Genomic DNA, 23684 nt, shown 5'->3' with positions numbered 1-23684 from the left:
AGTTCTTTAATGGGTTCAGATGGGTTTAAGCATATCAGAAGTGGCAGGCGGTGATGTTACCGGCCTTAAAAAACGGCGGTGAGATCGCGGGATTGTTTACGCAGGGACGGCCTTTCGGTTACCATCTATCCCCCCTTTTAAAACAGGTATAGCAAGTCTTACTATGACTCAAGTCGCGAAAAAAATATTGGTAACGTGCGCACTGCCGTACGCCAACGGTTCCATTCATCTCGGCCACATGCTCGAGCATATCCAGGCAGATATTTGGGTCCGTTACCAGCGAATGCGCGGCAATCAGGTTTACTTCATCTGTGCGGACGATGCACACGGTACGCCAATCATGCTGAAAGCTCAGCAGTTGGGTATTGCGCCTGAGCAGATGATTGCTGAGATGAGTCAGGAACATCAGACAGATTTTGCTGGCTTTGACATCAGCTACGATAACTATCACTCGACGCACAGCGACGAGAACCGTGAGCTGTCCGAGCTGATCTATACCCGTCTGAAAGAGAACGGTTTCATCAAGAACCGCACCATTTCACAGCTGTACGATCCGGAAAAAGGCATGTTCCTGCCGGACCGTTTTGTTAAAGGCACCTGCCCGAAATGCAAATCGCCCGATCAGTACGGCGATAACTGTGAAGTGTGCGGCGCGACCTACAGCCCGACCGAGCTGATCAATCCGCAGTCGGTGGTCTCAGGCGCGACGCCGGTGATGCGTGATTCTGAGCACTATTTCTTCGACCTGCCAGAGTTCAGCGCCATGCTGCAAGCCTGGACCCGTTCCGGCGCGCTGCAGGAGCAGGTGGCGAATAAAATGCAGGAATGGTTCGAGTCTGGCCTGCAGCAGTGGGATATCTCCCGCGATGCGCCTTACTTCGGCTTCGAAATTCCGGGTGCGCCAGGCAAATACTTCTACGTCTGGCTGGATGCGCCAATTGGCTATATGGGCTCGTTCAAAAACCTGTGTGACAAGCGCGGCGACATCGATTTTGATGCCTTCTGGAAGAAAGATTCCGATGCCGAGCTTTACCACTTTATCGGTAAAGACATCGTTTATTTCCATAGCCTGTTCTGGCCAGCGATGCTGGAAGGCAGCAACTTCCGTAAGCCGACCAACCTGTTTGTACACGGTTATGTGACGGTAAACGGCGCGAAGATGTCAAAATCTCGCGGCACCTTTATTAAAGCCAGCACCTGGTTGCAGCACCTGGATGCAGACAGCCTGCGTTACTACTACGCCGCGAAGCTCTCTTCGCGCATTGACGATATTGACCTGAACCTGGAAGATTTCGTGCAGCGCGTGAACGCCGATATCGTTAACAAAGTGGTGAACCTGGCTTCCCGTAACGCCGGTTTCATCAATAAGCGTTTCGACGGCAAACTCTCCGCGGAGCTGGCCGATCCTGAGCTGTACAAAACCTTCACCGATGCCTCCGCCAGCATTGGCGAAGCCTGGAACAGCCGCGAGTTCGGTCGTGCCGTGCGCGAAATCATGGCGCTGGCCGATGTGGCAAACCGCTACGTCGACGAGCAGGCACCGTGGGTTGTCGCCAAGCAGGAAGGCCGCGATGCCGATCTGCAGGCGATCTGCTCGATGGGCATCAACATGTTCCGCGTACTGATGACCTGGCTGAAACCGGTGCTGCCATCACTGACTGAACGCACCGAAGCGTTCCTCAATGTGGAAATGAGCTGGGATGGCATTCAGCAGCCGCTGCTGGACCATAAAATCTCGGCCTTTAAAGCGCTGTACAGCCGCATTGAGATGGACAAAGTCAACGCGCTGATTGAAGCCTCGAAAGAAGATGCTGCGGTGGCCAATGCGCCTGCGGTTGCAGACAGCAAAGCGAAAAAATCCGCCGAGGCAAAACCTGCGGTAGCGGCTGCTTCAGCCGATGCCGACGTTGGCGACACCATCAGCTTTGATGACTTTGCCAAAGTGGATATGCGCGTGGCGTTGATCAAAACCGCTGAGCTGGTGGAGGGTTCTGACAAGCTGCTTCGTCTGGTGCTGGATATGGGTGGCGACGAAACGCGCCAGATCTTCTCCGGTATTCGCGCCGCCTATCCAGACCCATCGGTGCTGGAAGGTCGTTTGACCGTGGTGGTGGCCAACCTGGCACCGCGCAAAATGCGTTTCGGCGTGTCAGAAGGCATGGTGCTGTCTGCCGGCCCTGGCGGCAAAGATCTGTTTATCCTCGGTGCCGACAGCGGCGCTCAGCCGGGTATGCAGGTTAAATAACTTCCCGTTGCGTTAAGATGTTTAAGGGGCGAATCCAGGTTCGCCCCTTTTTTGTTTGTCTCTTCTGCCCAGTGTGACCGATAGCACGTTTTAGCATTTCATCGTATGATTAACGTTCTTAAAACCAGGAGCTTATCATGCGTACCGCCCTGTCCCTTGGTTGGCAATATCTTCGCGCCTTTGTCATCATTTACCTCTGTCTTTATGCCGGAACAGCCCTGGCTGGCCTGCTGCCCGTGACGATCCCCGGCAGCATTATTGGCATGCTGATCCTGTTTGGTCTGCTGGCATTGCAGATCCTGCCGGTGGACTACGTGAAACCCGGCAGCACCCTGTTGATCCGCTATATGGGCCTGCTGTTTGTGCCGATCAGCGTCGGCATCATGAGCTACACCGATATTCTGAGCGCGCAGTTTGGCCCGATTGTGGTCTCCTGCGTGCTGAGTACCTTTATCGTGCTGCTGACCGTCGGGCTGGTGTCACACCGGTTACACAGCCGTCCGCTGATCAAACCAGGAGCCGGCGATGAGTGATATCTGGTGGTCACTGCCGCTGACGGTGATGGTGTTTTTTGCCGCACGTCGCGTGGCGGCAAAGGTGAAAATCTCGCTGGTCAATCCGCTGCTGGTATCGATGGCGGTGATCATCCCGCTGCTGTTACTGATCCAGATGCCCTATGCGCGCTATTTCCAGGGCAGTTCGGTGCTTAACCATCTTCTTCAGCCTTCTGTCGTGGCGTTAGCCATTCCGCTGTATGAGCAGATGCATCAGATCCGCGCGCGCTGGAAGTCGATTATTGGCGTCTGCTTTATGGGCAGCATGACGGCGATGGTCTCCGGGACGGCGATTGCGCTGTGGATGGGTGCCACGCCGCAGATTGCCGCCACCATTATGCCGAAGTCGGTCACCACGCCGATCGCGATGGCCGTATCTGGCACCTTAGGCGGCATTCCGGCAATCAGCGCGATCTGTGTGCTGATCGCCGGCGTGCTGGGAGCGGTATTTGGTCATATGCTGCTGAACCTGCTGAAGATTACCGGCAAGCCTTCGCGCGGGCTGGCGATTGGCAACGCCTCCCATGCGCTGGGCACCGCGCGCTGTGCGGAACTGGATTATCAGGAAGGGGCTTACAGCTCGCTGGCGCTGGTGATCTGCGGGATTATTACCTCGCTGTTGGCGCCGTTCCTGTTCCCGTTGCTGATGCACCTTTGGGGTTAAAATTTGCGATGCGTCGCGCATTTTGTAATTCGCTTTCATAAATTGCATTGCTTGCGTGATATCAATCACATATAACTCAGCAACTGCCCGCTACACTTAGCGGCCGAACCAGTTAAAGAGGCCCGATAATGCACCCACGTTTTCAAGCCGCGTTTGCCACGCTGCCGACAGCCCTGCAAACCGCCCTGCTGCCGATCCTTTCCGCTGCTGACTTTCAGGCATTCCTGACGCCAGAGCAGGTGGCTGACGTTAAATCCGCATCTGGCCTGGACGATCGTGAGCTGGCTTTTGCCCTGCTGCCGCTGGCTGCCGCCTGCGCTGTGGCGCCCCTCTCCCACTTTAATGTTGGCGCGCTGGCAAGAGGCAAAAGCGGACACCTCTATTTCGGTGCCAATATGGAGTTTGTTGGCGCGACCATGCAGCAAACCGTGCATGCCGAACAAAGTGCGGTCACCCACGCCTGGATGCGCGGCGAAGCCTCGCTGGAAGCCATCACCGTCAATTACACGCCTTGCGGTCACTGCCGCCAGTTTATGAATGAGCTAAACAGCGGCACCGCGCTGAACATTCATCTTCCGGGCCGCGCACCGGCCACGCTGGGAGACTATCTGCCCGATGCCTTCGGCCCGCGCGATCTGGAGATCAAAACGCTGCTGCTGGATGATGTCGACCACCAGCTGAGCATCAAAGGCGATGCGCTGACGCAGGCCGCGCTGCAGGCCGCCAACCGCAGTCATGCACCTTATACTCAGGCCTGGAGCGGCGTGGCGCTGCAATCCGCAGACGGCGCGATCTTCGCCGGTAGCTACGCGGAAAATGCCGCCTTCAACCCCAGCCTGCCGCCGTTGCAAGCCGCCCTCAACCTGCTCAGCCTTGCCGGCCATGATGTGCTGACCATTCAGCGCGCGGTGCTGGCAGAAGCGCCAGATGCCAGGGTCATTCAGCGCCAGGCAACTCAGGCGACGTTGCACGCGCTGGGCTGCGCCAATCTGACCACCGTTCCGCTGGACTGATCCCTTCCACGCCAGGATGCAGCGTTACGCTGCATCCTGTTCAGCTTTCGCAAAAATTGAATAAAAACCGTTCCTTTTGTTATAACCCGTTAACAAAAGCTGTACTTTCAGACTAATTATTTTAGGATTGGCCCACAACATCCCGATCCGAATGAGTATTGATTGCATGGAACTCGAATACGAAAGTAAACGACCGCTGTATATTCCTTATGCCGGCCCTATTTTGCTGGAATTCCCGTTGTTGAATAAGGGAAGCGCCTTCTCTGTAGAAGAGCGAAATGAATTTAACCTGCGCGGCCTGCTGCCTGAAACGGTGGAAACCATCGAAGAGCAAGCCAAGCGTGCCTGGAAGCAGTTTCAGGACTTCAAAAACGATAACGACAAACACGTTTATCTGCGCAATATCCAGGACACCAACGAAACCCTCTTCTACCGTCTGCTGGACAACCATCTTGAAGAGATGATGCCGATTATTTACACCCCCACCGTCGGCGCGGCCTGTGAACACTTCTCCGAAATCTATCGTCGTGCCCGTGGCGTGTTTATCTCCTATCCGAACCGCGGCAACATCGAAGATATGTTGCAAAACGCCACCAAGCAGAATGTCAAAGTGATCGTGGTTACCGACGGCGAACGCATTCTCGGCCTGGGCGACCAGGGCATCGGTGGCATGGGCATTCCCATTGGTAAGCTCTCGCTGTACACCGCCTGTGGCGGTATCAGCCCGGCGTACACCTTGCCAATCGTGCTGGACGTCGGCACCAACAACCAGCAATTGCTGAATGACCCGCTGTATATGGGCTGGCGTCATCCGCGCATCACCGGCGAAGAGTACGATAACTTCGTCCACGAGTTCATTCAGGCGGTGAAGAGCCGCTGGCCGAACGTGGTGCTGCAGTTTGAAGACTTCGCACAGAAAAATGCGATGCCGATCCTCGAACGCTACCGTGACGAAGTTTGCTGCTTCAATGATGATATTCAGGGCACCGCCGCCGTTACGCTGGGCACGCTGATTGCCGCCAGCCGTGCGGCGGGCAGCACCATGAGCCAGCAGAAAGTGGTATTCCTCGGTGCAGGTTCTGCCGGCTGCGGCATCGCCGAGCAAATTATCGCGCAGATGAAGTCCGAAGGCCTGAGCGATGAAGAAGCCCGCGCCCGCGTGTTTATGGTGGACCGCTTCGGTCTGCTGACCGACAAGCTGCCTAACCTGCTGAACTTCCAGAGCAAGCTGGTGCAGAAAAGCGAAAACCTGGCGGACTGGCATGCCAGCTCCGACGCCATTTCGCTGCTGGACGTGGTGCGTCACGCCCAGCCGGATATCCTGATCGGTGTTTCCGGCCAGCCGGGTCTGTTCAGCGAAGAGATTATCCGCGAGATGCATAAGCACTGCCCGCGCCCTATTGTCATGCCGCTGTCCAACCCGACGTCACGGGTTGAAGCCACGCCGCAGGACATTATGGCCTGGACCGATGGTGCCGCGCTGGTGGCAACCGGTAGCCCATTCTCTCCGGTGATGTGGAAAGAGAAAACCTACCCTATCGCCCAGTGCAATAACTCGTATATCTTCCCGGGCATTGGCCTTGGGGTGATTGCGTCCGGCGCTACCCGCGTCACCGACAGCATGCTGATGGCCGCCAGCCGTGCCTTAGCCGACTGCTCACCGCTGGTTAACGATGGCGTCGGCCCGGTGCTGCCAGAAGTGAAAGATATCCAGGGCGTATCGAAACTGATCGCTATGGCTGTCGGCAAAGCCGCACAGTTAGCAGGCGTGGCGGTCGTTACCTCTGAAGACGTGCTGTCCAAGTCAATTGCGGCCAATTTCTGGCTGCCGCAATACCGTAACTATCGTCGGACCTCAATCTGATTGATCGCGGCCGGGTGCTTTCTGCACCCGGCTCTCAACTTTGCCCTTTTCTTCCGGCGATTTGTGCGAAAATCCGCCAACCGGTGCGCTGTTGCTTGCTTCACCCCGCCGGGTCAAGTAGCCTTGATTCACCCTTTTTCTGCAAGTCTGAGCGCTCTCTGGCATGGTAAAACGCTTGATTTATGGTCTGATTATCATCATGACGTTGATGGTACTGACCGCGCTCGGCCTCGATCGCTGGATGAGCTGGAAAACCGCTCCCTATATCTACGAAAATCTGAAATCGCTGCCGCATCGCCAGGTCGGTGTGGTGCTCGGTACGGCCAAATATTATCGCGGCGGCGGCATCAACCAATACTACCTGTATCGCATGCAGGGCGCGCTGAACGCCTATAACAGCGGCAAGGTCAATTACCTGTTGCTGAGCGGTGATAATGCCCTGCACAGCTACAACGAACCGATGACCATGCGCAAGGATCTGATCGCCGCCGGCGTCGATCCGGCCGATATCGTGCTGGATTATGCCGGTTTCCGGACGCTGGATTCGATTGTGCGTACCCGCAAAGTGTTCGATACCAACGATTTCATCATAATCACCCAACGCTTCCACTGCGAACGCGCGCTGTTTATCGCCCTGCATATGGGTATTCAGGCACAGTGTTACGCGGTTCCTTCGCCGAAAAACATGCTGAATATCCGGGTTCGCGAAGTCGGTGCGCGGCTGGGCGCGCTGGCCGATTTGTATGTGATGAAGCGCGAGCCGCACTTCCTCGGGCCGCTGATCCCGATACCAGCGCGGGTGGAAGTGCCGGAAGATACGCAAAGCTATCCGGCGGTCACGCCTGAGCAACTGCTGGAGCTGCAGGAGAAGCTTGAGGCTCAGGCGAAAGCTGCCGCCGCTGCCAAACTTCAGCAGCAGCAAACGCCGCCGCAACCGCCTGAAGACAGTGGCAAACCCGCAGAGCCTGACTCGCCAAAACCGGCGCCGCCCTCACCCGCACAGCCAGCCGAAGTCCCTTCCGGGCCGTAATAGCAGATTTAATCGAAGAGTCAGGGCACTGAGGCACCTTTTTGCTGAAATGGGGAGGGTTAAACGCCTTTCGCAATACGCTCAATCGCCACCTGAGCAAGGAAACCAGAACGGCTTTTAAACTCAGGGTGTGTGGCCACACAGCGATCTATACGGTCAATAAGTGACTTCGGTAAAGTCACGTTGATTTTCTCAGTGCCCCCTAAGAGCCGGGCCAGGTCCACATCGACAAGCGCCCAGGTATAGCCAGCATACTGACTATCGGCAACAAGAGCGCTCAGGGAGGATACGGCCGGAATATCGTCACCCAGCTCGATAAGCAATTCAATATGTCCAGTAATCGCCTCTTTGGCATTGTTCACGGCTTCTTCTAACGTTTCTCCGGCAGAAAAACAACCGGGCAAATCTGGCACGGTCACGCCGTAAGCATGGTGCTCGTCACCGTTCTCAATAGCAATTGGATATAGCATGAATTACCCTCTCTCGATGAAAACGAGGATTACATCCCCGCTTGTTTCTTAATACTCTTTATCGTTTTTATGGGTAAATCTTTCTTTGGATGGGGGATAGTCACTACCCCTTTTTTGGTGGGGTGCCTGAAATGATGATGACTTCCATTTACCCTAATCAGTTCCCAACCGTCAGCTTTGATTTCAGCGATTAACGTCCTGCTATCCATCCTTTTACCCCATTGCGTCCTGGCGCAAGAATAATAACTCCAATAACCCCAGCATGCAACGGAGTTACTCGGGTTATAAATTATTCTCATTCAACGCCATGGGCAAACTACGGTGAGGTTGAGATGCGCATTTGGTCAGATCAAACCCGGGCAGACACACTGGCAATAAAAAAGGTCAGGCAGCTTGCGCTGCCTGACCTTTTGTCTGCCGGAGAAGGGTTACTTCTTACGGGCGTATTTCAGTGAATCCAGTGCCACGGCGAAGATGATGATGCCGCCCTTAATGATGTACTGCCAGTAAGGGTTAACGCCGATATAGGTCAGACCGTAGTTGATAACGGTGAAGATCAGCACACCGGTTACCACACCTGCCACGGTACCGACACCACCGGCAAACGACACGCCACCTACCACACAGGCCGCAATCGCATCCAGCTCATACATAAAGCCGAGGTTGTTGGTTGCCGAGCCGATACGGCCCGCTTCCAGCATCCCGCCGAAGGCGTAGAACACACCCGACAGCGCATAAATCAGGATCAGGTTGAAGTTAACGTTAACACCTGACACACGTGCCGCTTCCGGGTTACCGCCGATGGCAAAAATGTTTTTACCAAAGCGGGTTTTGTTCCACAGCACCCAGACAAAGAACACCGCAATCGCTGCATAGAAGGTGATGTAAGACAGCTTGAAATCACCTAAGCGCACAAAGCCCTGGGCAAAGGTCGAGAACTTCTCGTCAAAGCCGGCAATCGGTGAGGCACCGACAAAGTCGTAATACAGGGAGTTAATACCGTAAACGATGATCATCGTACCCAGCGTGGTGATAAATGGCGTCACCTTCAGGTAAGCGATGATCAGGCCGTTGACCAGACCAATGACGCCGCCGATCACGCAGACTGCCAGGATCACCAATGGAATTGGCACCGTGTCCATATGCGGGAAGACTTTGTTGGCATTGTCCATCGCCTGCAACAGCGTGGCGGCAACCACCGCGGCCAGACCCACCTGACGGCCGGCTGACAGGTCAGTACCCTGGGTGACGATTAACCCGGCCACGCCCAATGCAATAATAATACGCACGGAAGACTGGGTTAAAATGTTACTCAGGTTCATCAAACTTAAGAAAGTTGGATCCTGGAAAATAATGATTGCCAGCAGTACCAGCAACACAACGTAGATCCCACCTTCTTTTAACCAGGTGAGTGCACTTTTTTTATTCACTGCTTTCATGGTAACAGCCCTTACCCTATTAAAGGTGCAACGATGCTAAACGTAAGATTTCGTTTTGCGTTGTCGTTTTTGTTTCTACTATGCCCGCAACCATGCCGTTACTCATTACCAGAATCCGGTCGGTAATGCCTAAGAGCTCTGGCATTTCAGAAGAGATAATAATGATGCCTTTATCCTTCTTCGCCAGCTCTGAAATTAACTGATAGATTTCGAACTTCGCCCCGACGTCAATACCGCGCGTCGGTTCATCCAGCATTAGTATTTCCGGCTGCGTTAATAACCAGCGACCGATAATCACCTTTTGCTGATTCCCTCCCGACAGTGAACCAATTGAGGTGTGATGGCCCGGCGTTTTTACGCGCATTGAGTCAATCACCCATTGGGTATCACTTTTCATCCGGTTATTATCCAGCAGGCCAATGCTGTTTTTATATTTACGGATATTGGAGATCAGCGAGTTAAAGCCGATATCCAGGAACGCGTAAATACCGGTCGCACGACGCTCTTCGGTCACCAGCGCAAAGCCATGGTTGATCGCTTCGTTAGCGCTGTGGTTATTGATCTTTTTGCCGTGCAGCTTGATGGTGCCGCCAGACTTCTCACGGATACCAAACAGGGTTTCAACGATGTCGGTACGCTTCGCGCCTACCAGCCCCGCTATGCCCAGAATCTCACCTTTGCGCAGGTCGAACGAGATATCCCGAATCGACGGCTGACGCAGAGAAGTCAGGTTACGCACTTCGAGGATAGTCTCACCCGGGACGTTGGTTTTATCCGGGAATCGCTGGTTCAGCGAACGCCCTACCATCATCGAGATGATCTTATCCATATCCAGCCCTTCAAGCGGCTGAGTCACGATCCACTGACCATCACGCAGGATGGTAATTTCATCACACAGCTGGAAAATTTCTTCCATCTTGTGTGAGATATAAACAATGCCGCAGCCACGATCTTTCAGTTTACGGATAATAGTGAACAGGTGGTTCACCTCTTTTTCCGTTAACGACGACGTTGGCTCATCCATGATCACGATTTTGGCATCATAGGAGAACGCTTTGGCGATTTCGATCATCTGCATCTGCGAGACGGAAAGGTTAATTACCTTGTCGCGCGGATCGATATCAATATCCAGTTCATCAAAAATGGCTTTGGTATCACGGTACATTTTATCGTGATCGACAAAGATCCCTTTACGTGGGTAACGTCCCAGCCACATGTTATCCATCACCGTGCGCTGCAGAACCAGGTTTAATTCCTGGTGAACCATTGAAACGCCGTTTTCCAGCGCCTCTTTCGAACTTTTATAATCGATTTCCTTGCCCTGGAAAAGGATGCTCCCCGTATCTTTACTGTAAATGCCAAATAAGCATTTTAATAACGTGGACTTCCCTGCGCCGTTCTCACCCATCAGGGCGTGAACAGAGTGGGGGCGAATTTTTAAATTCACATTGTCCAGTGCTTTAACCCCAGGAAATGACTTACTGACGTCCGTCATCTCCAGCAGATATTCGCGCTGTGTTGGCACTTTATCACTGCCCATAATTCTACCCGGCTGAAAGTGGCGTGAAATCAGGCGAGCCCGATAGCAAGCCTGGGAGTGGGCGCAGCACGCTGCGCCCGGTACAGGTAACGCTTATTATTTAACGAACTGAGACAGGTTTTCTTTATCAACCGGCACGTAAGCAACGCGAACCACTTTGCCGTCAAGCTTGTAGTTGGTGCCTTCGGTCGCAGGCTTGCCCGCTGCCAGGTTTTTCGCCATCTCGAAGGTCGCTTTGGCCTGGTTTTCCGCATCGTTCAGCACGGTTCCGGCCATTGCGCCCGATTTCACCATCGCCAGCGCTTCTGGCAAGGCATCCACACCGAATACCGGTACAGAAGATTTGTTGTGTGCTTTCAGCGCTTCTACCGCACCCATTGCCATCGCATCGTTGTTGGCGATAACCACTTCGATTTTGTTACCGTTCGGGCCAGACAACCAGGCATCCATCTTATCTTTCGCCTGAGCGGTGTCCCACATGGCGGTATCAAGATGCAGCTGCTGCGTTTTCAGGCCGTCTTTGTTCAGGGTATCAATAACGTATTTGGTACGGGCTTCCGCATCCGGGTGACCTGGCTCGCCTTTCAGCAGCACGAACTGGATCACGCCATCTTTGTTCAGATCCCAACCTGGGGTCGATTTCCAGTGCTTCTCAATCAGCTCGCCCTGCTTAACGCCTGACTCTTTAGAGTCAGTGCCGACGTAGTAAGCTTTGTCGTAGCTGGCCAGCGCTTTCGCGGTTGGCTCTTTGTTGAAGAACACGATTGGGATTTCGTTGGCTTTCGCTTTGCTGATCACCACGGCCGCTGCTGCCGGGTCAACCAGGTTGATGGCCAGCGCCTTCACGCCCTTAGCAACCAGTACGTCGATCTGGTCGTTCTGGGTAGACTGGCTGTTCTGTGAGTCATTCATCAACAGCTGCACACCCGGGCTGTCTTTCGCATCTTTCTCAATGTCTTTACGTACGACAGACATGAAGTTGTCATCGTATTTGTAGATGGTCACGCCGATACGGGTGTCCGCAGCGTGAGCTGTTGCACCAAACATCATGCTGGCAACCAGGGCAGTGAGCGTGAAAGCCTTCTTATTCATGGTATCTCCGGTTTTTTTGTAGGGTCTTACGCAACGTCCGGTGCGCTCCTGTAAGGGGAGGACCCGACGTTTATTTTTCCGGCAAGGCATAAGGTGGAAACGTTACGCAAAGCCGATTATTTGTTAAATCAAACCCGACTTCCCTGTACGGTAACGCTTCCTGAAAGCTGTGTAATAAACTGTTTCACAAGGGGTGAGGTTGCCGCTATAGCTGGCCCCATCAACGTTACATAATGTTTCACCCTTTGTAAGTTACTGTCATCATAGAGAAGCTGATGTTAATTAACTGTGAATTTACTCACAGATTGAAAACGGTTACACCGCAGAATCGGTTGAGTTAGTGATCGGGGCCACATTTTGCCGTGTGGCGACGGAATGACGGCGAACCAGCGTCGGCATAAAGCAGTGCTGTGCCGTTTCATCCAGTTCGCCCGCTGCACCCTTCAGCGCCAGCTCAGTGGCCAGTTTCGCCATAGAAACAATGGGATAGCGTACTGTCGTCAGCTGAGGGTCGGTGTAACGGGAAATTGGGATGTCGTCGAAGCCGACCACGGATAAATGCTGTGGCACCGCAATGCCGTTATCTTTCAATGCCGCAAGCGCACCGGCAGCCATGCTGTCGTTGTAAGCAAACACCGCCGTCAGGTGCAGATTGCGCCCTAACAGCTCAACCATCGCCGCTTCACCGCCCTGCATATCCGGCTCGCCGCTGGCGATCCAACTCTCGGAAGGCGTCACGCCCTGCTCTGCCAGCGCCTGCTGCCAGCCCTGGCGACGTTCGCCCACATCCTCAATCGGATGACTGGATCCCAGATAACCTATGCGCTGGTGGCCCTGCTGTTGCAGCATGCGGGTCGCCATCAGCGCGCCGCTGATATTGTCCAGACAGACGCAACGGTGGGCATAGCCGGGCACGGTTCGGTTGATCAGCACCATGCCGGGAACCTGATCCATTAATGAACCCAGTTCTTCATCGCCCAGCGCCTTGGCATGTACCACCAGCGCGTTACAACGCTGGCGGATCAGCACTTCAATCGCATGGCGCTCTTTGTCTGCCTGATGGTAGGAGTTGTTGATAAGTACATGTTTTTGCATGCGTTGGGCAACGGTATCCACCGCTTTCACCAACGCACCAAAGAAGGGATCGGAAACGTCCATCACCACCACACCGATGGTGTCACTGACCTGGGTGGCCAGCGCCTGCGCATTGGCATTCGGCCGGTAGCCCAGCGTTTCTACGATATTCAGAACGATTTCGCGGGTTTCAGGGGTCACTGCGGCGCTGTTATTGAGCACGCGGGACACCGTTGCTACCGATACGCCGGCCTCTCGGGCCACATCACGAATGGTAATCATAGGGGATTACCGGTGGAGAATAAGATTTGCATAGCCCTTCCTGACACAGTGTTCTGGGGGCTATTCTGGCAGGGGTCAACGCGGGGCTACGTGAATCTCGTCACACTGATGAAAACGGTTACATACAAATCAGCAACATTTGTGACGGATGTCATCCTTCAGCCCGATTCAGCGGCTTACCGCCCGTCAGTTCGGTGAGTCGACGCCACAGCCATTCAACCGGGCCCTGACGGAAGTAACGCAGCCACAGCACTGACAACAGGATATTGACCGCCCACACTGCAGGCACCACCGCCAGCAACTGCAGTCGGTCCAGCTGGTTAAATAAGTCGAGACGATCGAACAGCGTGGTGCAAATCAGGGTTTGCAACAGGTAGTTGGATAAGGCCATCCGCCCCACGCAGCTGATGGCGTGAGTCATTTTCAGCCGGCTGAGCGTGGGCCAGAAGCCGTAACACAAGGCGGCATAACCGAGCGCCTGCAACGGCGCGCCGAGTTCGCGCGGCACCTGAAGGAAGAAAGCGGCCCAGCGGAAACTCCAGCCGGTGCTCCATTGCAGATACAAGCCGGGGAGTTGAATCAGCCACGAAAGGGAGATCAGCATTACCGCGCTGCGGCGATACTGTGGCAGGCTGCGCTCACCCTTCAGCCAGCCGTTGCCGATCAGCGCGCCACCTATCATCATCAGCCCGGCCAGTTGCCAGCCATATTGCGCCGCCAGCGCCATCAGGCTGCCGCTAAAGCGGTCCATCCGGCCCTGAATCGCCTGCCATCCGCCCTGAATATGCCAGAAGGTTTCGTACTGCACGTTGGCCATGCCGGGTAGCCACGAGCTGTTAGGCTCCGGCCCGGTGCCCAGCCCGAGGATCAGCAGCACACCGCTGCCGACGACGTACAGCATCACCCCGGTATTCAGCAGCAGTCGGGAAGAACTGACGTCGCGGATCATCCGCCAGACGGCCAGCCCGACCAGGCCGTAATCCAGCAGGATATCGCCATCCCATAACAGCAGATTGTGCAACAGCCCGATCGCCATCAGCCAGATCAGGCGTGACTGGAGCCAGCGCTTACCGCGTGGTTGTAACAGTTGCAGACTGGCGCCGAACAGCAACGCAAATAGCGAGAGGAATTTAACCTGGGCAAACAGATCGGTCGCGGCCCAGGTGATGATTTCGCTTAGCGGCGGCGGGGTTCCCTGCCAGGCAGGATTAAGATAGGCCGCCGACGGCAGCCCAAAGGCGACAATATTGAGAAGCAGGATCCCCAGAATGGCCAGGCCACGGATAAAATCCAGAGTATGAATACGTGGCATGCCGGGGATCTCTGTTTAAACCTTAGCTATGACGTACCGCACGCAAGAATTCCTGGCGGGTATTCTGGCTGGATTTGAACAATCCGCCCAGCGAGGTGGTCGTGGTGGCGCTGGTCGCATCACGGATGCCACGCGCCTTCACGCAGTAATGCACGGCATCGATGGAGACCGCGACATTATTGGTGCCCAGCAGGGTTTGCAGTGCCACCAGAATTTGCTGCGTCAGACGCTCCTGAACCTGCGGACGTGACGAGAAGAACTGCACGATGCGGTTGATCTTCGACAGGCCAATCACCGTGTCTTTCGGGATATAGGCCACGGTCGCCTTACCATCGATGATCACAAAGTGGTGTTCGCAGGTGCTGGTCAGCGTGATGTCACGCACTGTCACCATCTCATCCACCTTCATCTTATTCTGGATGACGGTAATTTTCGGGAAGTTGCCGTAATCCAGACCCGAAAACACTTCATCCACATACATCTTGGCGATGCGGTGCGGTGTTTCGGCCAGGCTGTCGTCTTCCAGATCGAGGTTGAGCAGTTGCATGATCTCGGTCATATGACCGGCAATCAGACGTTTACGGCTTTCGTCATCCATTTCACGCGCAGGTGGGCGTAACGGGGTTTCCAGTCCACGGGCTAACAGCGCCTGGTGAACGAGTGCGGCTTCCTGACTTAACGCAGCCATGGTGATTCTTCTCCAGCAGATGAAACTCCGGCCCCGAACGGGACCGGCATAAATTCTGAGGCGGTATTTTGGTACACAATGCGCCGTTAATCCAGTGAATCAATTTAAACAGCGGTGAAACAGTTTCACTCTGCGGCCGGATCGCGCCGCCAGACCAGCGCACCGGCGACCACCAGCCCTGCCCCGGCGACGTACAGCGCGGGCTCGAGCTGATGGGTCAACGCGGTCGAGATAGCCGACAGCAGCGGCCCCACCAGTTGCCCCACCGCGTAACCGGTGGTCAGCAGTCCAGCCATGTAGCGCGTATGGCGCGGTGCCAGCTCGCGGGCATACTGCAAAGAAAGCTGCACCACACAGAGGAAGCCGCCGCCGATCAACGCCGCGCCCAACGCCAGCCCGGTAATGCCTGGAATGATATCGGCGCAGAATACGCCGATGGCCTGCGCCCACAGCGCCAGAGCCAACCGGCTGTTGGCGTTACCATAATGCCGGGTCGCAATGCCTAAGAGGATGCCGAGCACCGCTGCGCCGCCAAAAATCGGCCAGACGTACTGTGAAACCGGGCTGCCGGGAAAACGGGAAGCCGCCATCTGCGACAGAAAAGTGGCGGGCAGGATGTAGCCAAATCCGGCGAGGCTATAGCTCCAGACCAGCTTTTTCAGCCCTGAGGTCAGCACCAGCGGCTCCGGTGCCGTTTCCGGGCGATGAAGTTTTCCCCGGCGCGGCAGGTTACGGGCGATTAACAGCACCAGCAGCAGTGCCAGCACCCCATAGGCACACCAGGCCCAGGCGGCGTTGACCTGATGTGAATGCAGAATCACCGCCAGCATGCCGCTGAGGAAAATCCCGGTGCCCGGCCCGGCAAACACCGCCGCACTCAGGCCAGGCCGTCCCAGCTTGTGCAGCTGTTCATTGCTCCACGCCGCAATCAATACCATCGCCCAGCCGCTGGCCCAGCCGATAAAAAAGCGAATAATCCCATGCAGCCACGGACCGGTGACGCAGGCCGACAGCAGCGTCAGTATTACCGCGCCCCAGATCCCTAGCTTCAGGCGCAGCTCAACCTGTTGCGTTGCCCGCATGGCGTTCCACGAACCGCAGAGATAGCCAAGATAGTTAAAAGCGGCGACCACGCCCGCACTGGTCAGCGATAACTGATGTTCATCAATCATCAGCGGCACCTGTGGCGTAAAGGCGAACCGGCCGATCCCCATCGCCACCACCAGCGACAGAAACGCGCTAAACGCGACGCGAAAAGCCATAGTAACTCCCTTGATTCAGTTCAATCCGGCCTCAGTGCCGGGAAAGTGTTGCAGCTATCCTGCCTGATGGTTACACTCACGGAAAGTGAATAATAATCACCAAGTTGCTTACGGGAAGAGAAATAGTGGATCTGACCCAGCTGAAAATGTTCTGTTCGGTGGCCGAAACGGGTTCGCTGGCGCGTGCCGCGGAAGTGCTTCACCGTGTGCCGTCCAACCTGACCACCCGCCTGCGCCAACTCGAACAGGAGCTGGGCACCGACCTGTTTATCCGCGAGAAGCAGCGTTTACGCCTGTCGCCGATGGGCCACAACTTTCTCGGCTATGCGCAGCGGATTTTGGCGCTCAGCGAAGAAGCGATGAGTATGACCCATAGCGGCGAACCCGGCGGCAATTTTGCGCTGGGCTCGATGGAGAGCACCGCCGCCACGCGCCTGCCCGCGTTGCTTGCCGCCTACCATCAGCGTTTCCCCACGGTGGCGCTGTCGTTGATTACCGGCACCTCCGGTGAAATTATCGAGCGCGTGCGCGAAGGCACTCTGGCGGCGGCGCTGGCCGATGGGCCGATCCGCGTTGACGAGCTTAACAGCTGCATCGCTTTCCACGAGCAGATGGTGCTGATCTCCAGCCTGGAGCATGCGGATATCCTCGAGCCAGCCGATGCCTCCGGCGACACCCTGTTCGCCTTCCGTCCCAGCTGCTCGTATCGCATCAGGTTTGAGAACTGGTTCCGCAGCACCGGCGTACAGCCGGGCACCTTTATGGAAATTCAGTCCTATCACGCCATGCTCGCCTGCGTCGCCAGCGGTGCCGGCCTGGCGTTACTGCCGGAATCGGTGCTGGAACAGATGCCGGCGAAAGATCGCATCAAGCGCCATGCCCTGCCGGCTGAGGTACGCGATGCTGCCACCTGGCTGGTCTGGCGGCGCGATGCTTTCACCCCTAACGTTGAAGCGCTGAAATACCTGATTATTGAACAGATTGACGATGCGCTAACAGGGGAAGACCTTCATTCCTGATGAAATTCGTCCATACTGACTTTTATCGTTTTTGATTTGACTAAACTCCCGAGCAGTAGCCGGATCACCTTCTAAGAGGAAAAATTAGATGCAAATGATTAAGACTCGCGCGGCGGTCGCCTGGGCTGCGGGTGAACCGCTTTCTATCGAGGAAGTGGACCTGATGCCACCGCAGAAAGGCGAAGTGCTGGTGCGTATCGTCGCGACCGGCGTGTGCCATACCGATGCTTACACCCTGTCAGGCAAAGATCCTGAAGGCGTGTTCCCGGCGATCCTCGGCCATGAAGGCGGCGGCGTGGTGGAAGCGATTGGTGAAGGAGTGACCAGCGTTGCCGTTGGCGACCATGTTATCCCGCTGTACACCCCGGAATGCGGCCAGTGTAAATACTGTCTGTCCGGCAAAACCAACCTGTGTCAGGCGATCCGCGCCACCCAGGGCAAAGGCCTGATGCCGGACGGCACCACCCGCTTCTTTAAAGACGGCAAGCCTATCTTCCATTACATGGGCACTTCGACCTTCTCCGAATACACCGTTATCCCTGAAATCTCCCTGGCGGTGATCAGCAAAGACGCCCCGCTGGAAGAAGTCTGCCTGCTGGGCTGTGGCGTCACCACCGGTATGGGTGCGGTGATGAATACTGCCAAGGTGAAAGAAGGCGATACCGTTGCCATCTTCGGTCTGGGCGGCATTGGTCTGTCGGCGATTATCGGCGCAAAAATGGCGAAAGCCGGCCGCATCATCGGTATTGATATCAATACCAGCAAATACGACCTGGCGACCAAACTGGGCGCAACCGACCTGATCAACCCGAAAGATTTCGACAAGCCGATTCAGGAAGTGATCGTTGAGATGACCGACGGTGGCGTCGACTTCTCCTTCGAATGTATCGGTAACGTCAACGTGATGCGTTCCGCGCTGGAATGCTGCCATAAAGGCTGGGGCGAGTCGGTGATCATCGGTGTCGCCGGTGCCGGCGAAGAGATTTCTACCCGGCCATTCCAGCTGGTGACCGGCCGCGTATGGCGGGGTTCTGCTTTCGGTGGCGTTAAGGGCCGCTCACAACTGCCGGGCATTGTGCAACGTTACCTGGACGGCGAATTCCAACTTAACGACTTTATTACCCACAATATGCCGCTGGAAGAGATCAACGACGCCTTTGAGCTGATGCACGAAGGCAAATCGATCCGTTCAGTGGTGCATTTTAAAAAATAAATCAGGAGGATTGATGCCATCCACTCTGGAGCTACTTGAAGAACACCGAATGTTTGGCGGCTGGCAGCAGCGTTATCGCCATCCGTCCACCTCGCTCAACTGCGCGATGACCTTCAGCATATTTCTGCCCGGACCGAAACGCGATGCGCCACCGCCGGTGCTCTATTTCCTGGCGGGTCTGACCTGTACCGACGAGAACTTCTCCACCAAATCAGGCGCTCAGCGCATGGCTGCGGAGTTAGGGATCGTACTGGTGATGCCGGACACCAGCCCGCGTGGTGAAGGTGTGCCGAACGACGAAGGTTACGACCTGGGCCAGGGCGCGGGATTCTATCTCAATGCCACCCAGGCGCCGTGGAATGCGCATTTCCGCATGTACGATTACCTGAATGAAGAGTTGCCTGCGCTGATCGCCGGTAACTTTAACGTCAGCGAGCGTCAGGCCATTATGGGGCACTCAATGGGCGGTCACGGCGCGATTATGCTGGCGCTGCGTAACCCGCAGAAGTTCACCTCTGCCTCCGCGTTTGCACCGATTGTTAACCCGGCGGAAGTGCCGTGGGGACAAAAGGCGTTCAGCAGCTATCTGGGTGAGGACACTCAGGCCTGGTGTCAGTACGACAGCTGCTGGCTGATGCGTCAGACCACGGCGAAGGTGCCGATGCTGATCGATCAGGGTGACACCGACCAGTTCCTCGCCGATCAACTGCATCCTGAGCGGCTTGATGATATTGCGCGTGAAAAGGGCTTCCCGCTGAACGTGCGCATCCAGCCAGGCTACGACCACAGCTATTTCTTCATCGCCAGTTTCGTTGAAGACCATCTGCGCTTCCATGCGCAGTATCTGCTGGCATAAAAAAAACAGCCGGGCATTGCCCGGCTGCGTATTCCTGTCATTACGGCGATCAGAAGGTGTAATCCACCGCAGCAAAGTAACGACGGCCATCTTCGTTATAGCTGTAACTGTCGCGGTTCAAATCCTTATCCCCGAGGTTTAACACACCAGCCCGCAGCTTAACGGCTTTGCTGGCCTGCCACGATGCGCCGGTATTCCACAGCACATAGCCGCCAGGCGTTAAGCCATCATTATTCAACGTCCGCCGCTCGCCAGAATAGTTAGCCTGCAGATAGAACGACCAGTCCTGCAAGGGCGCCCAGTCGAGCGTGCCGTTTGCGGTATGCAACGGCAGCTGCTCCAGCGGCTTATTGCCGCCGCCGCTGATATCACGCCCATCGGTATAGGTGTAATTCAGCGTCAGCTTCCAGGCATCATCAAACGGGATCTTCAGTTCCGTTTCCACCCCGGTGATCCGCGCTTTGTCGACGTTGTAATAACGGAATACCGGCCGGCCACTGGCATCAAACCCAACAAAGTTGCTGTAGCCAGGTGCGAGGCTGACTGAAGACGTACGGGCAATATTGATCATATCGTCGATATTGTTCTGGAAAGCGGTAATGCTGCCGGTTACGCCATCCAGCAGTCCGTCTTCACCGGCGTAATAGATCCCCAGCTCGAAGCTTTCGCTGGTCTCGGGCTTCAGCTCAGGACTACCGACAACCGCACAGCTGCCACGGCAGGAATTGGTTTGCCAGTCGGGGCTCAGCTGCAGCAGCGAAGGTGCTTTAAAGGCGTTGGCCCAGCCGCCTTTGACCGTCACGGTATCGGTGGCGTTATAGACCAGATACGCGCGCGGACTCCAGTGATCGCCATAGGTTTGATGATCGTCCATACGTACACCGGTGGTCAGCGCCAGCGAATCAAAGATCCGCCATTCATCTTCCACAAACAGCGCATACTGGCTGGCGGAGGTCGACCCGCTGCCGGACAGATTGACCGGATCCTGCAGTTTGTCGTGACGCACTTCCCCGCCAAAGGTCAGCAGCTGGTTAATTTCCGCCAACGGCAGGATCAGCTTGCCATCCAGCGAGTTGTTTTTAGCAATAATATTCTGCCCGCCGGTGTAGTTATCCACCCGGTCACCGTAAAAGCGCAGCTCGGTGTTGCCCCATCCCCAGCGGCCATCATGACCAACAGAATAGTTCTGCCGCTTCAGGCGGTTTTTGTCCAGCGAATCGGAATCACGATCCTGACGATCGAAGCCGTAACCGAAGGTCATATTCTGGCTGTCGGTCGGCGTGAGCGCGAACTCGACGTTGCCATCACGGGCGGTGTAGCCTTCAATACGCGGGCTGAGGCCGGTGGCAGAGGTGGCAGACGACTGCTGGGCATCCTTTTCACGCTTGCCCAGGCTGCCGTAGAGTTTCACGCCCAGCAAATCATCAATCAGCGGTCCACTGGTGAAGAAGTTACCGTTGTAGCTGTCGCCGCGATCGCGGTGTTCCTGCACCGTGGTATCGGCGCTGAAGGTGCCATGCCAGGCTTTACCGACCTTGCGGGTGATGATGTTGACCACGCCGCCCAGCGCGTCCGAGCCGTACAGTGAGGACATCGGCCCACGCACCACTTCGATCCGCTCAATGGCATCCGCGGGGATCCAGTTCAGATCGAAGTCGTTATGGCGGAAAACGGCATTGCGGGAATTGACGCGCTTGCCGTCAATCAGGATCAAGGTGTAGCTGCTGTCGAGGCCACGCAGGCTGACGCCTTTGCGGTTGTCCCCTTCGTTAGTGAGCTGAACGCCAGGCACATCACGCAATACGTCCCTGAGATTCTGCACCGGCCGGCGTTTTATATCGTCGGCGGTAATAACGCTGATACTGGCGGGAGCTTCTTTTAAATTCACTTCAACCGCAGAGGCCGTGACGACCATGGTGTCTTCTTCTTTCTTTTCCGCTTCTTCCGCGGCTACCGGAAAGGTGAAGGCCAGCGCAGACGCGCATAGCCCGCAGCGGACAACGGGATTCAACCTGAACATGCTATTCTCCATGAGGCGCATTTTAAAATAGTGTTATCAATACCTTTTGCTCACACGAAAACCGCAGAGTGTTCTCTGCTTAATCATCCCGGTATCTTCCGGTTTGTTTTTTATCTTTATAATAGTGGGCGGAAAGATTCCGCCCTTTGCAGGTGTCTTGCCAGACAGAATAATTACAGCATCGGTTCCGTCACCAGGCCATCAATCAGCACCTGCGGGGTTCCCCGCGTGCAGCGCTCGATGCGGCCCTTGACGCCATAGACTCTGGCCAGGCTGGCTGGGGTGATCACTTCTTCCGGTAAACCATCGGCAATTAACTCACCGTTTTGCAGCATTAATACGTGTTCACCGTGACGCAGGGCGATATTAATATCGTGCACCACCACCACCGTAATAATATTTCTTTTCTGCGTTTCTCTGCGCACCAAATCCATTACGTGAAATTGATAATTTAAATCCAATGCGCTGAGGGGCTCATCGAGTAATAACAGCTCCGGCCGACGAATTAAGGATTGCGCCAGACCGACCAGCTGTTTTTGCCCACCGGAAAGTTGATCCAGATAGCTTAAGGCCAGATGGGCAATCCCCAACTGCTCCAGCACCGACATCACTTCGGCTTCACTGGCGGCGCTGCTGCGACCACCGGAAGCACGCTGTGCCACGATAATTGATTCCAGCACATGCAGATGCACGCCGGCAGGCAGCGACTGCGGCAGATAAACCACCTTCTCTGCACGACGGGCAAACGGCTGCGACATCAGTTCCGTGCCGTTCAGCCAGACTTCGCCTTCGGCGCGGTTGAGGCCGGCCAGCGAGCGCAGCAGCGTGGATTTGCCACAGCCATTTGGCCCCAGCAGCACGGTGATTTTGCCTCGCGGCAACAGCGGCACGTTCAGGTCGCTGATAATTTTGCGTTTTGGGTAACCGGCGTGGAAACCACTGATACGTAAGCCTTCCATCAGACGGTCCCCCGGTGACGCAGAATAATACTCAGGAAGAACGGCACGCCTACCAGCGAGGTGACGATGCCCACCGGGATGATCACACCCGGGATCAGGTTTTTCGACACCACCGAAGCCATCGACAGGACCAGCGCACCGGTCAGCGCACTGGCTGGCAGATAGAAACGGTGGTCCTCACCAAAGATCATTCGTGCGATATGCGGCGCGACCAGGCCGATAAAGCCGATCGGGCCAACAAAGGCTACCGCCAGCGCGGAAAGAATACTGATGCGCAGCAATGTCCCCAGACGCAGACGGCGGACATCAATGCCAAAGCTGACGGCGCGATCTTCACCCAGACGCAGCGCGGTCAGCTTCCAGGAACTCATCATTGAGAACGGCACCAGAATGGCAAAGGCCAGCGTCAGCACGCCCAGCTTATCCCACGAGGCTCTCGCCAGGCTGCCCATGGTCCAGAACACCAGGCCCTGAAGCGTGTCTTCGCTGGCAATAAACTGCATCATCGACACCAGCGCATTAAAGGTAAACACCAGCGCGATACCGAACAGCACCACGCCCGAGGTCGCTACCCGCGTCCAGCGCGTCACGCCATCCAGCATTAATGCGGCAAACAGCGCAAAGACAAAGGCGTTAGCCGAAATGAACCACTGATCGGGGATCCCCGGAAGACCGATACCCAGCACGATGGCCAGCGCGGCGCCAAAAGCCGCCGCAGAGGAAACGCCCAGCGTAAACGGGCTGGCCAGGGGGTTATTCAGGATGGTTTGCATCTCTGCACCCGCCAGACCCAGCGCCAGACCCACCACCACCGCCATCAGGGCATAAGGCAGACGAATGTCCCAGACGATAACGCGCGTGCCGGCATCAACCGATTCCGGTGACAGCAGCGTGTGCCACAAGGTGTCCAGCGTCAGGCCGGACGGACCGAGGGTAAAATCCAGCACCAGCGAGGCGAGGATTGCCAACACCAACACACTCATCATCAGCAGACGATGACGCAACATATGATGGTAACGGCCCATCACGCCTTCGGCTTGGGGCTTTTCGGCGTACTGCACCGGGTCGTGGGTCACACTCATTCTCAA

The 23684-nt window shown here is 55.8% G+C and carries 21 protein-coding genes; 9 read left to right on the top strand and 12 right to left on the bottom strand.

What is annotated here, in order from left to right; genetic code table 11:
* The first annotated feature begins 163 nt into the window (after positions 1-163).
* The 6 genes from metG (at position 164) to sanA (ending at position 7370) form a co-directional block, all read left to right on the top strand.
* Positions 164-2245, top strand: coding sequence for a methionine--tRNA ligase (gene metG / locus AC0IXH_RS02190; protein WP_041692067.1), 2082 nt, complete (start codon positions 164-166; stop codon positions 2243-2245).
* 137 nt (positions 2246-2382) lie between these two features.
* Positions 2383-2778, top strand: a complete 396-nt coding sequence (locus AC0IXH_RS02185) for a CidA/LrgA family protein (protein WP_471719873.1) — start codon at positions 2383-2385, stop codon at positions 2776-2778.
* Entirely contained in the window at positions 2771-3463 is a 693-nt protein-coding gene (locus AC0IXH_RS02180) for a CidB/LrgB family autolysis modulator (RefSeq protein WP_013202992.1), read from the top strand. Before AC0IXH_RS02185 ends, AC0IXH_RS02180 begins: the two co-directional genes overlap by 8 nt.
* 128 nt (positions 3464-3591) lie before the next feature.
* Positions 3592-4476: a cytidine deaminase gene (gene cdd / locus AC0IXH_RS02175; RefSeq protein ID WP_471719872.1), complete on the top strand. Its 885-nt coding sequence runs from the start codon at positions 3592-3594 to the stop codon at positions 4474-4476.
* A gap of 166 nt (positions 4477-4642) precedes the next feature.
* The gene (locus AC0IXH_RS02170; RefSeq protein WP_013202994.1) at positions 4643-6340 is read left to right on the top strand and encodes an NAD-dependent malic enzyme; all 1698 of its coding nucleotides are present in this window, start codon (positions 4643-4645) and stop codon (positions 6338-6340) included.
* Positions 6341-6503: 163 nt separating this feature from the next.
* On the top strand, positions 6504-7370 hold the full coding sequence (gene sanA, locus AC0IXH_RS02165) for an outer membrane permeability protein SanA (RefSeq protein ID WP_338574327.1): 867 nt from the start codon (positions 6504-6506) through the stop codon (positions 7368-7370).
* Between the two features lie 59 nt (positions 7371-7429).
* Here the strand turns inward: sanA and AC0IXH_RS02160 are convergent, their stop codons facing one another.
* The 9 genes from AC0IXH_RS02160 to AC0IXH_RS02120 all read right to left on the bottom strand — a co-directional run bounded on the left by AC0IXH_RS02160 (position 7430) and on the right by AC0IXH_RS02120 (position 16529).
* A complete protein-coding gene (locus AC0IXH_RS02160) occupies positions 7430-7840 on the bottom strand; it encodes a type II toxin-antitoxin system HicB family antitoxin (protein ID WP_013202996.1) in 411 nt (136 codons plus the stop codon).
* A gap of 29 nt (positions 7841-7869) precedes the next feature.
* The gene (locus AC0IXH_RS02155) at positions 7870-8049 is read right to left on the bottom strand and encodes a type II toxin-antitoxin system HicA family toxin (RefSeq protein ID WP_105760677.1); all 180 of its coding nucleotides are present in this window, start codon (positions 8047-8049) and stop codon (positions 7870-7872) included.
* 219 nt (positions 8050-8268) lie between these two features.
* The gene (gene mglC, locus AC0IXH_RS02150) at positions 8269-9279 is read right to left on the bottom strand and encodes a galactose/methyl galactoside ABC transporter permease MglC (protein ID WP_013202998.1); all 1011 of its coding nucleotides are present in this window, start codon (positions 9277-9279) and stop codon (positions 8269-8271) included.
* Positions 9280-9298: 19 nt separating this feature from the next.
* A complete protein-coding gene (gene mglA / locus AC0IXH_RS02145) occupies positions 9299-10819 on the bottom strand; it encodes a galactose/methyl galactoside ABC transporter ATP-binding protein MglA (protein WP_013202999.1) in 1521 nt (506 codons plus the stop codon).
* Positions 10820-10915: 96 nt separating this feature from the next.
* Positions 10916-11911 (bottom strand): galactose/glucose ABC transporter substrate-binding protein MglB, encoded by a 996-nt coding sequence (gene mglB, locus AC0IXH_RS02140; RefSeq protein ID WP_013203000.1) that lies wholly within the window; start codon positions 11909-11911, stop codon positions 10916-10918.
* A gap of 315 nt (positions 11912-12226) precedes the next feature.
* Positions 12227-13267, bottom strand: coding sequence for an HTH-type transcriptional regulator GalS (galS, locus tag AC0IXH_RS02135; RefSeq protein WP_013203001.1), 1041 nt, complete (start codon positions 13265-13267; stop codon positions 12227-12229).
* A 151-nt stretch (positions 13268-13418) separates the two neighbouring features.
* Positions 13419-14579, bottom strand: a complete 1161-nt coding sequence (gene yeiB, locus AC0IXH_RS02130) for a DUF418 domain-containing protein YeiB (RefSeq protein WP_471719871.1) — start codon at positions 14577-14579, stop codon at positions 13419-13421.
* Between the two features lie 22 nt (positions 14580-14601).
* Entirely contained in the window at positions 14602-15267 is a 666-nt protein-coding gene (gene folE, locus AC0IXH_RS02125) for a GTP cyclohydrolase I FolE (protein ID WP_013203003.1), read from the bottom strand.
* A gap of 125 nt (positions 15268-15392) precedes the next feature.
* Positions 15393-16529 (bottom strand): YbfB/YjiJ family MFS transporter, encoded by a 1137-nt coding sequence (locus tag AC0IXH_RS02120; RefSeq protein ID WP_471719870.1) that lies wholly within the window; start codon positions 16527-16529, stop codon positions 15393-15395.
* Between the two features lie 125 nt (positions 16530-16654).
* Here AC0IXH_RS02120 and ptrR point away from each other — a divergent pair, with 125 nt between their 5' ends.
* From ptrR to fghA, 3 genes are all read left to right on the top strand, one after another.
* A complete protein-coding gene (ptrR, locus tag AC0IXH_RS02115; RefSeq protein WP_471719869.1) occupies positions 16655-17548 on the top strand; it encodes a putrescine utilization regulator PtrR in 894 nt (297 codons plus the stop codon).
* Between the two features lie 88 nt (positions 17549-17636).
* Positions 17637-18761 (top strand): S-(hydroxymethyl)glutathione dehydrogenase/class III alcohol dehydrogenase, encoded by a 1125-nt coding sequence (locus AC0IXH_RS02110; RefSeq protein ID WP_013203006.1) that lies wholly within the window; start codon positions 17637-17639, stop codon positions 18759-18761.
* Positions 18762-18774: 13 nt separating this feature from the next.
* Positions 18775-19617, top strand: coding sequence for an S-formylglutathione hydrolase (gene fghA, locus AC0IXH_RS02105; RefSeq protein ID WP_346566559.1), 843 nt, complete (start codon positions 18775-18777; stop codon positions 19615-19617).
* A 49-nt stretch (positions 19618-19666) separates the two neighbouring features.
* Here the strand turns inward: fghA and cirA are convergent, their stop codons facing one another.
* The 3 genes from cirA to AC0IXH_RS02090 form a co-directional block, all read right to left on the bottom strand.
* The gene (gene cirA, locus AC0IXH_RS02100; protein WP_471719868.1) at positions 19667-21637 is read right to left on the bottom strand and encodes a catecholate siderophore receptor CirA; all 1971 of its coding nucleotides are present in this window, start codon (positions 21635-21637) and stop codon (positions 19667-19669) included.
* 173 nt (positions 21638-21810) lie between these two features.
* On the bottom strand, positions 21811-22599 hold the full coding sequence (locus AC0IXH_RS02095) for an ABC transporter ATP-binding protein (protein WP_105760669.1): 789 nt from the start codon (positions 22597-22599) through the stop codon (positions 21811-21813).
* On the bottom strand, positions 22596-23678 hold the full coding sequence (locus AC0IXH_RS02090) for a FecCD family ABC transporter permease (protein WP_013203010.1): 1083 nt from the start codon (positions 23676-23678) through the stop codon (positions 22596-22598). The genes AC0IXH_RS02095 and AC0IXH_RS02090 overlap by 4 nt, the downstream gene beginning before the upstream one ends.
* Positions 23679-23684: the final 6 nt, after the last annotated feature.

The sequence above is a fragment of the Erwinia sp. AC075 genome, from assembly GCF_979253995.1.
Note: the sequence above shows the minus strand (reverse complement) of the source record. Positions and strands in the feature narration are given on the sequence as shown.

Excerpts from the sequence above, each read along its gene's own strand:
- metG (WP_041692067.1), top strand. The coding sequence starts at position 164 with ATGACTCAAGTCGCGAAAAAAATATTGGTAACGTGCGCACTGCCGTAC.
- AC0IXH_RS02185 (WP_471719873.1), top strand. The coding sequence starts at position 2,383 with ATGCGTACCGCCCTGTCCCTTGGTTGGCAATATCTTCGCGCCTTTGTC.
- AC0IXH_RS02180 (WP_013202992.1), top strand. The coding sequence starts at position 2,771 with ATGAGTGATATCTGGTGGTCACTGCCGCTGACGGTGATGGTGTTTTTT.
- cdd (WP_471719872.1), top strand. The coding sequence starts at position 3,592 with ATGCACCCACGTTTTCAAGCCGCGTTTGCCACGCTGCCGACAGCCCTG.
- AC0IXH_RS02170 (WP_013202994.1), top strand. The coding sequence starts at position 4,643 with ATGGAACTCGAATACGAAAGTAAACGACCGCTGTATATTCCTTATGCC.
- sanA (WP_338574327.1), top strand. The coding sequence starts at position 6,504 with ATGGTAAAACGCTTGATTTATGGTCTGATTATCATCATGACGTTGATG.
- AC0IXH_RS02160 (WP_013202996.1), bottom strand. The coding sequence starts at position 7,840 with ATGCTATATCCAATTGCTATTGAGAACGGTGACGAGCACCATGCTTAC.
- AC0IXH_RS02155 (WP_105760677.1), bottom strand. The coding sequence starts at position 8,049 with ATGGATAGCAGGACGTTAATCGCTGAAATCAAAGCTGACGGTTGGGAA.
- mglC (WP_013202998.1), bottom strand. The coding sequence starts at position 9,279 with ATGAAAGCAGTGAATAAAAAAAGTGCACTCACCTGGTTAAAAGAAGGT.
- mglA (WP_013202999.1), bottom strand. The coding sequence starts at position 10,819 with ATGGGCAGTGATAAAGTGCCAACACAGCGCGAATATCTGCTGGAGATG.
- mglB (WP_013203000.1), bottom strand. The coding sequence starts at position 11,911 with ATGAATAAGAAGGCTTTCACGCTCACTGCCCTGGTTGCCAGCATGATG.
- galS (WP_013203001.1), bottom strand. The coding sequence starts at position 13,267 with ATGATTACCATTCGTGATGTGGCCCGAGAGGCCGGCGTATCGGTAGCA.
- yeiB (WP_471719871.1), bottom strand. The coding sequence starts at position 14,579 with ATGCCACGTATTCATACTCTGGATTTTATCCGTGGCCTGGCCATTCTG.
- folE (WP_013203003.1), bottom strand. The coding sequence starts at position 15,267 with ATGGCTGCGTTAAGTCAGGAAGCCGCACTCGTTCACCAGGCGCTGTTA.
- AC0IXH_RS02120 (WP_471719870.1), bottom strand. The coding sequence starts at position 16,529 with ATGGCTTTTCGCGTCGCGTTTAGCGCGTTTCTGTCGCTGGTGGTGGCG.
- AC0IXH_RS02110 (WP_013203006.1), top strand. The coding sequence starts at position 17,637 with ATGCAAATGATTAAGACTCGCGCGGCGGTCGCCTGGGCTGCGGGTGAA.
- fghA (WP_346566559.1), top strand. The coding sequence starts at position 18,775 with ATGCCATCCACTCTGGAGCTACTTGAAGAACACCGAATGTTTGGCGGC.
- cirA (WP_471719868.1), bottom strand. The coding sequence starts at position 21,637 with ATGTTCAGGTTGAATCCCGTTGTCCGCTGCGGGCTATGCGCGTCTGCG.
- AC0IXH_RS02090 (WP_013203010.1), bottom strand. The coding sequence starts at position 23,678 with ATGAGTGTGACCCACGACCCGGTGCAGTACGCCGAAAAGCCCCAAGCC.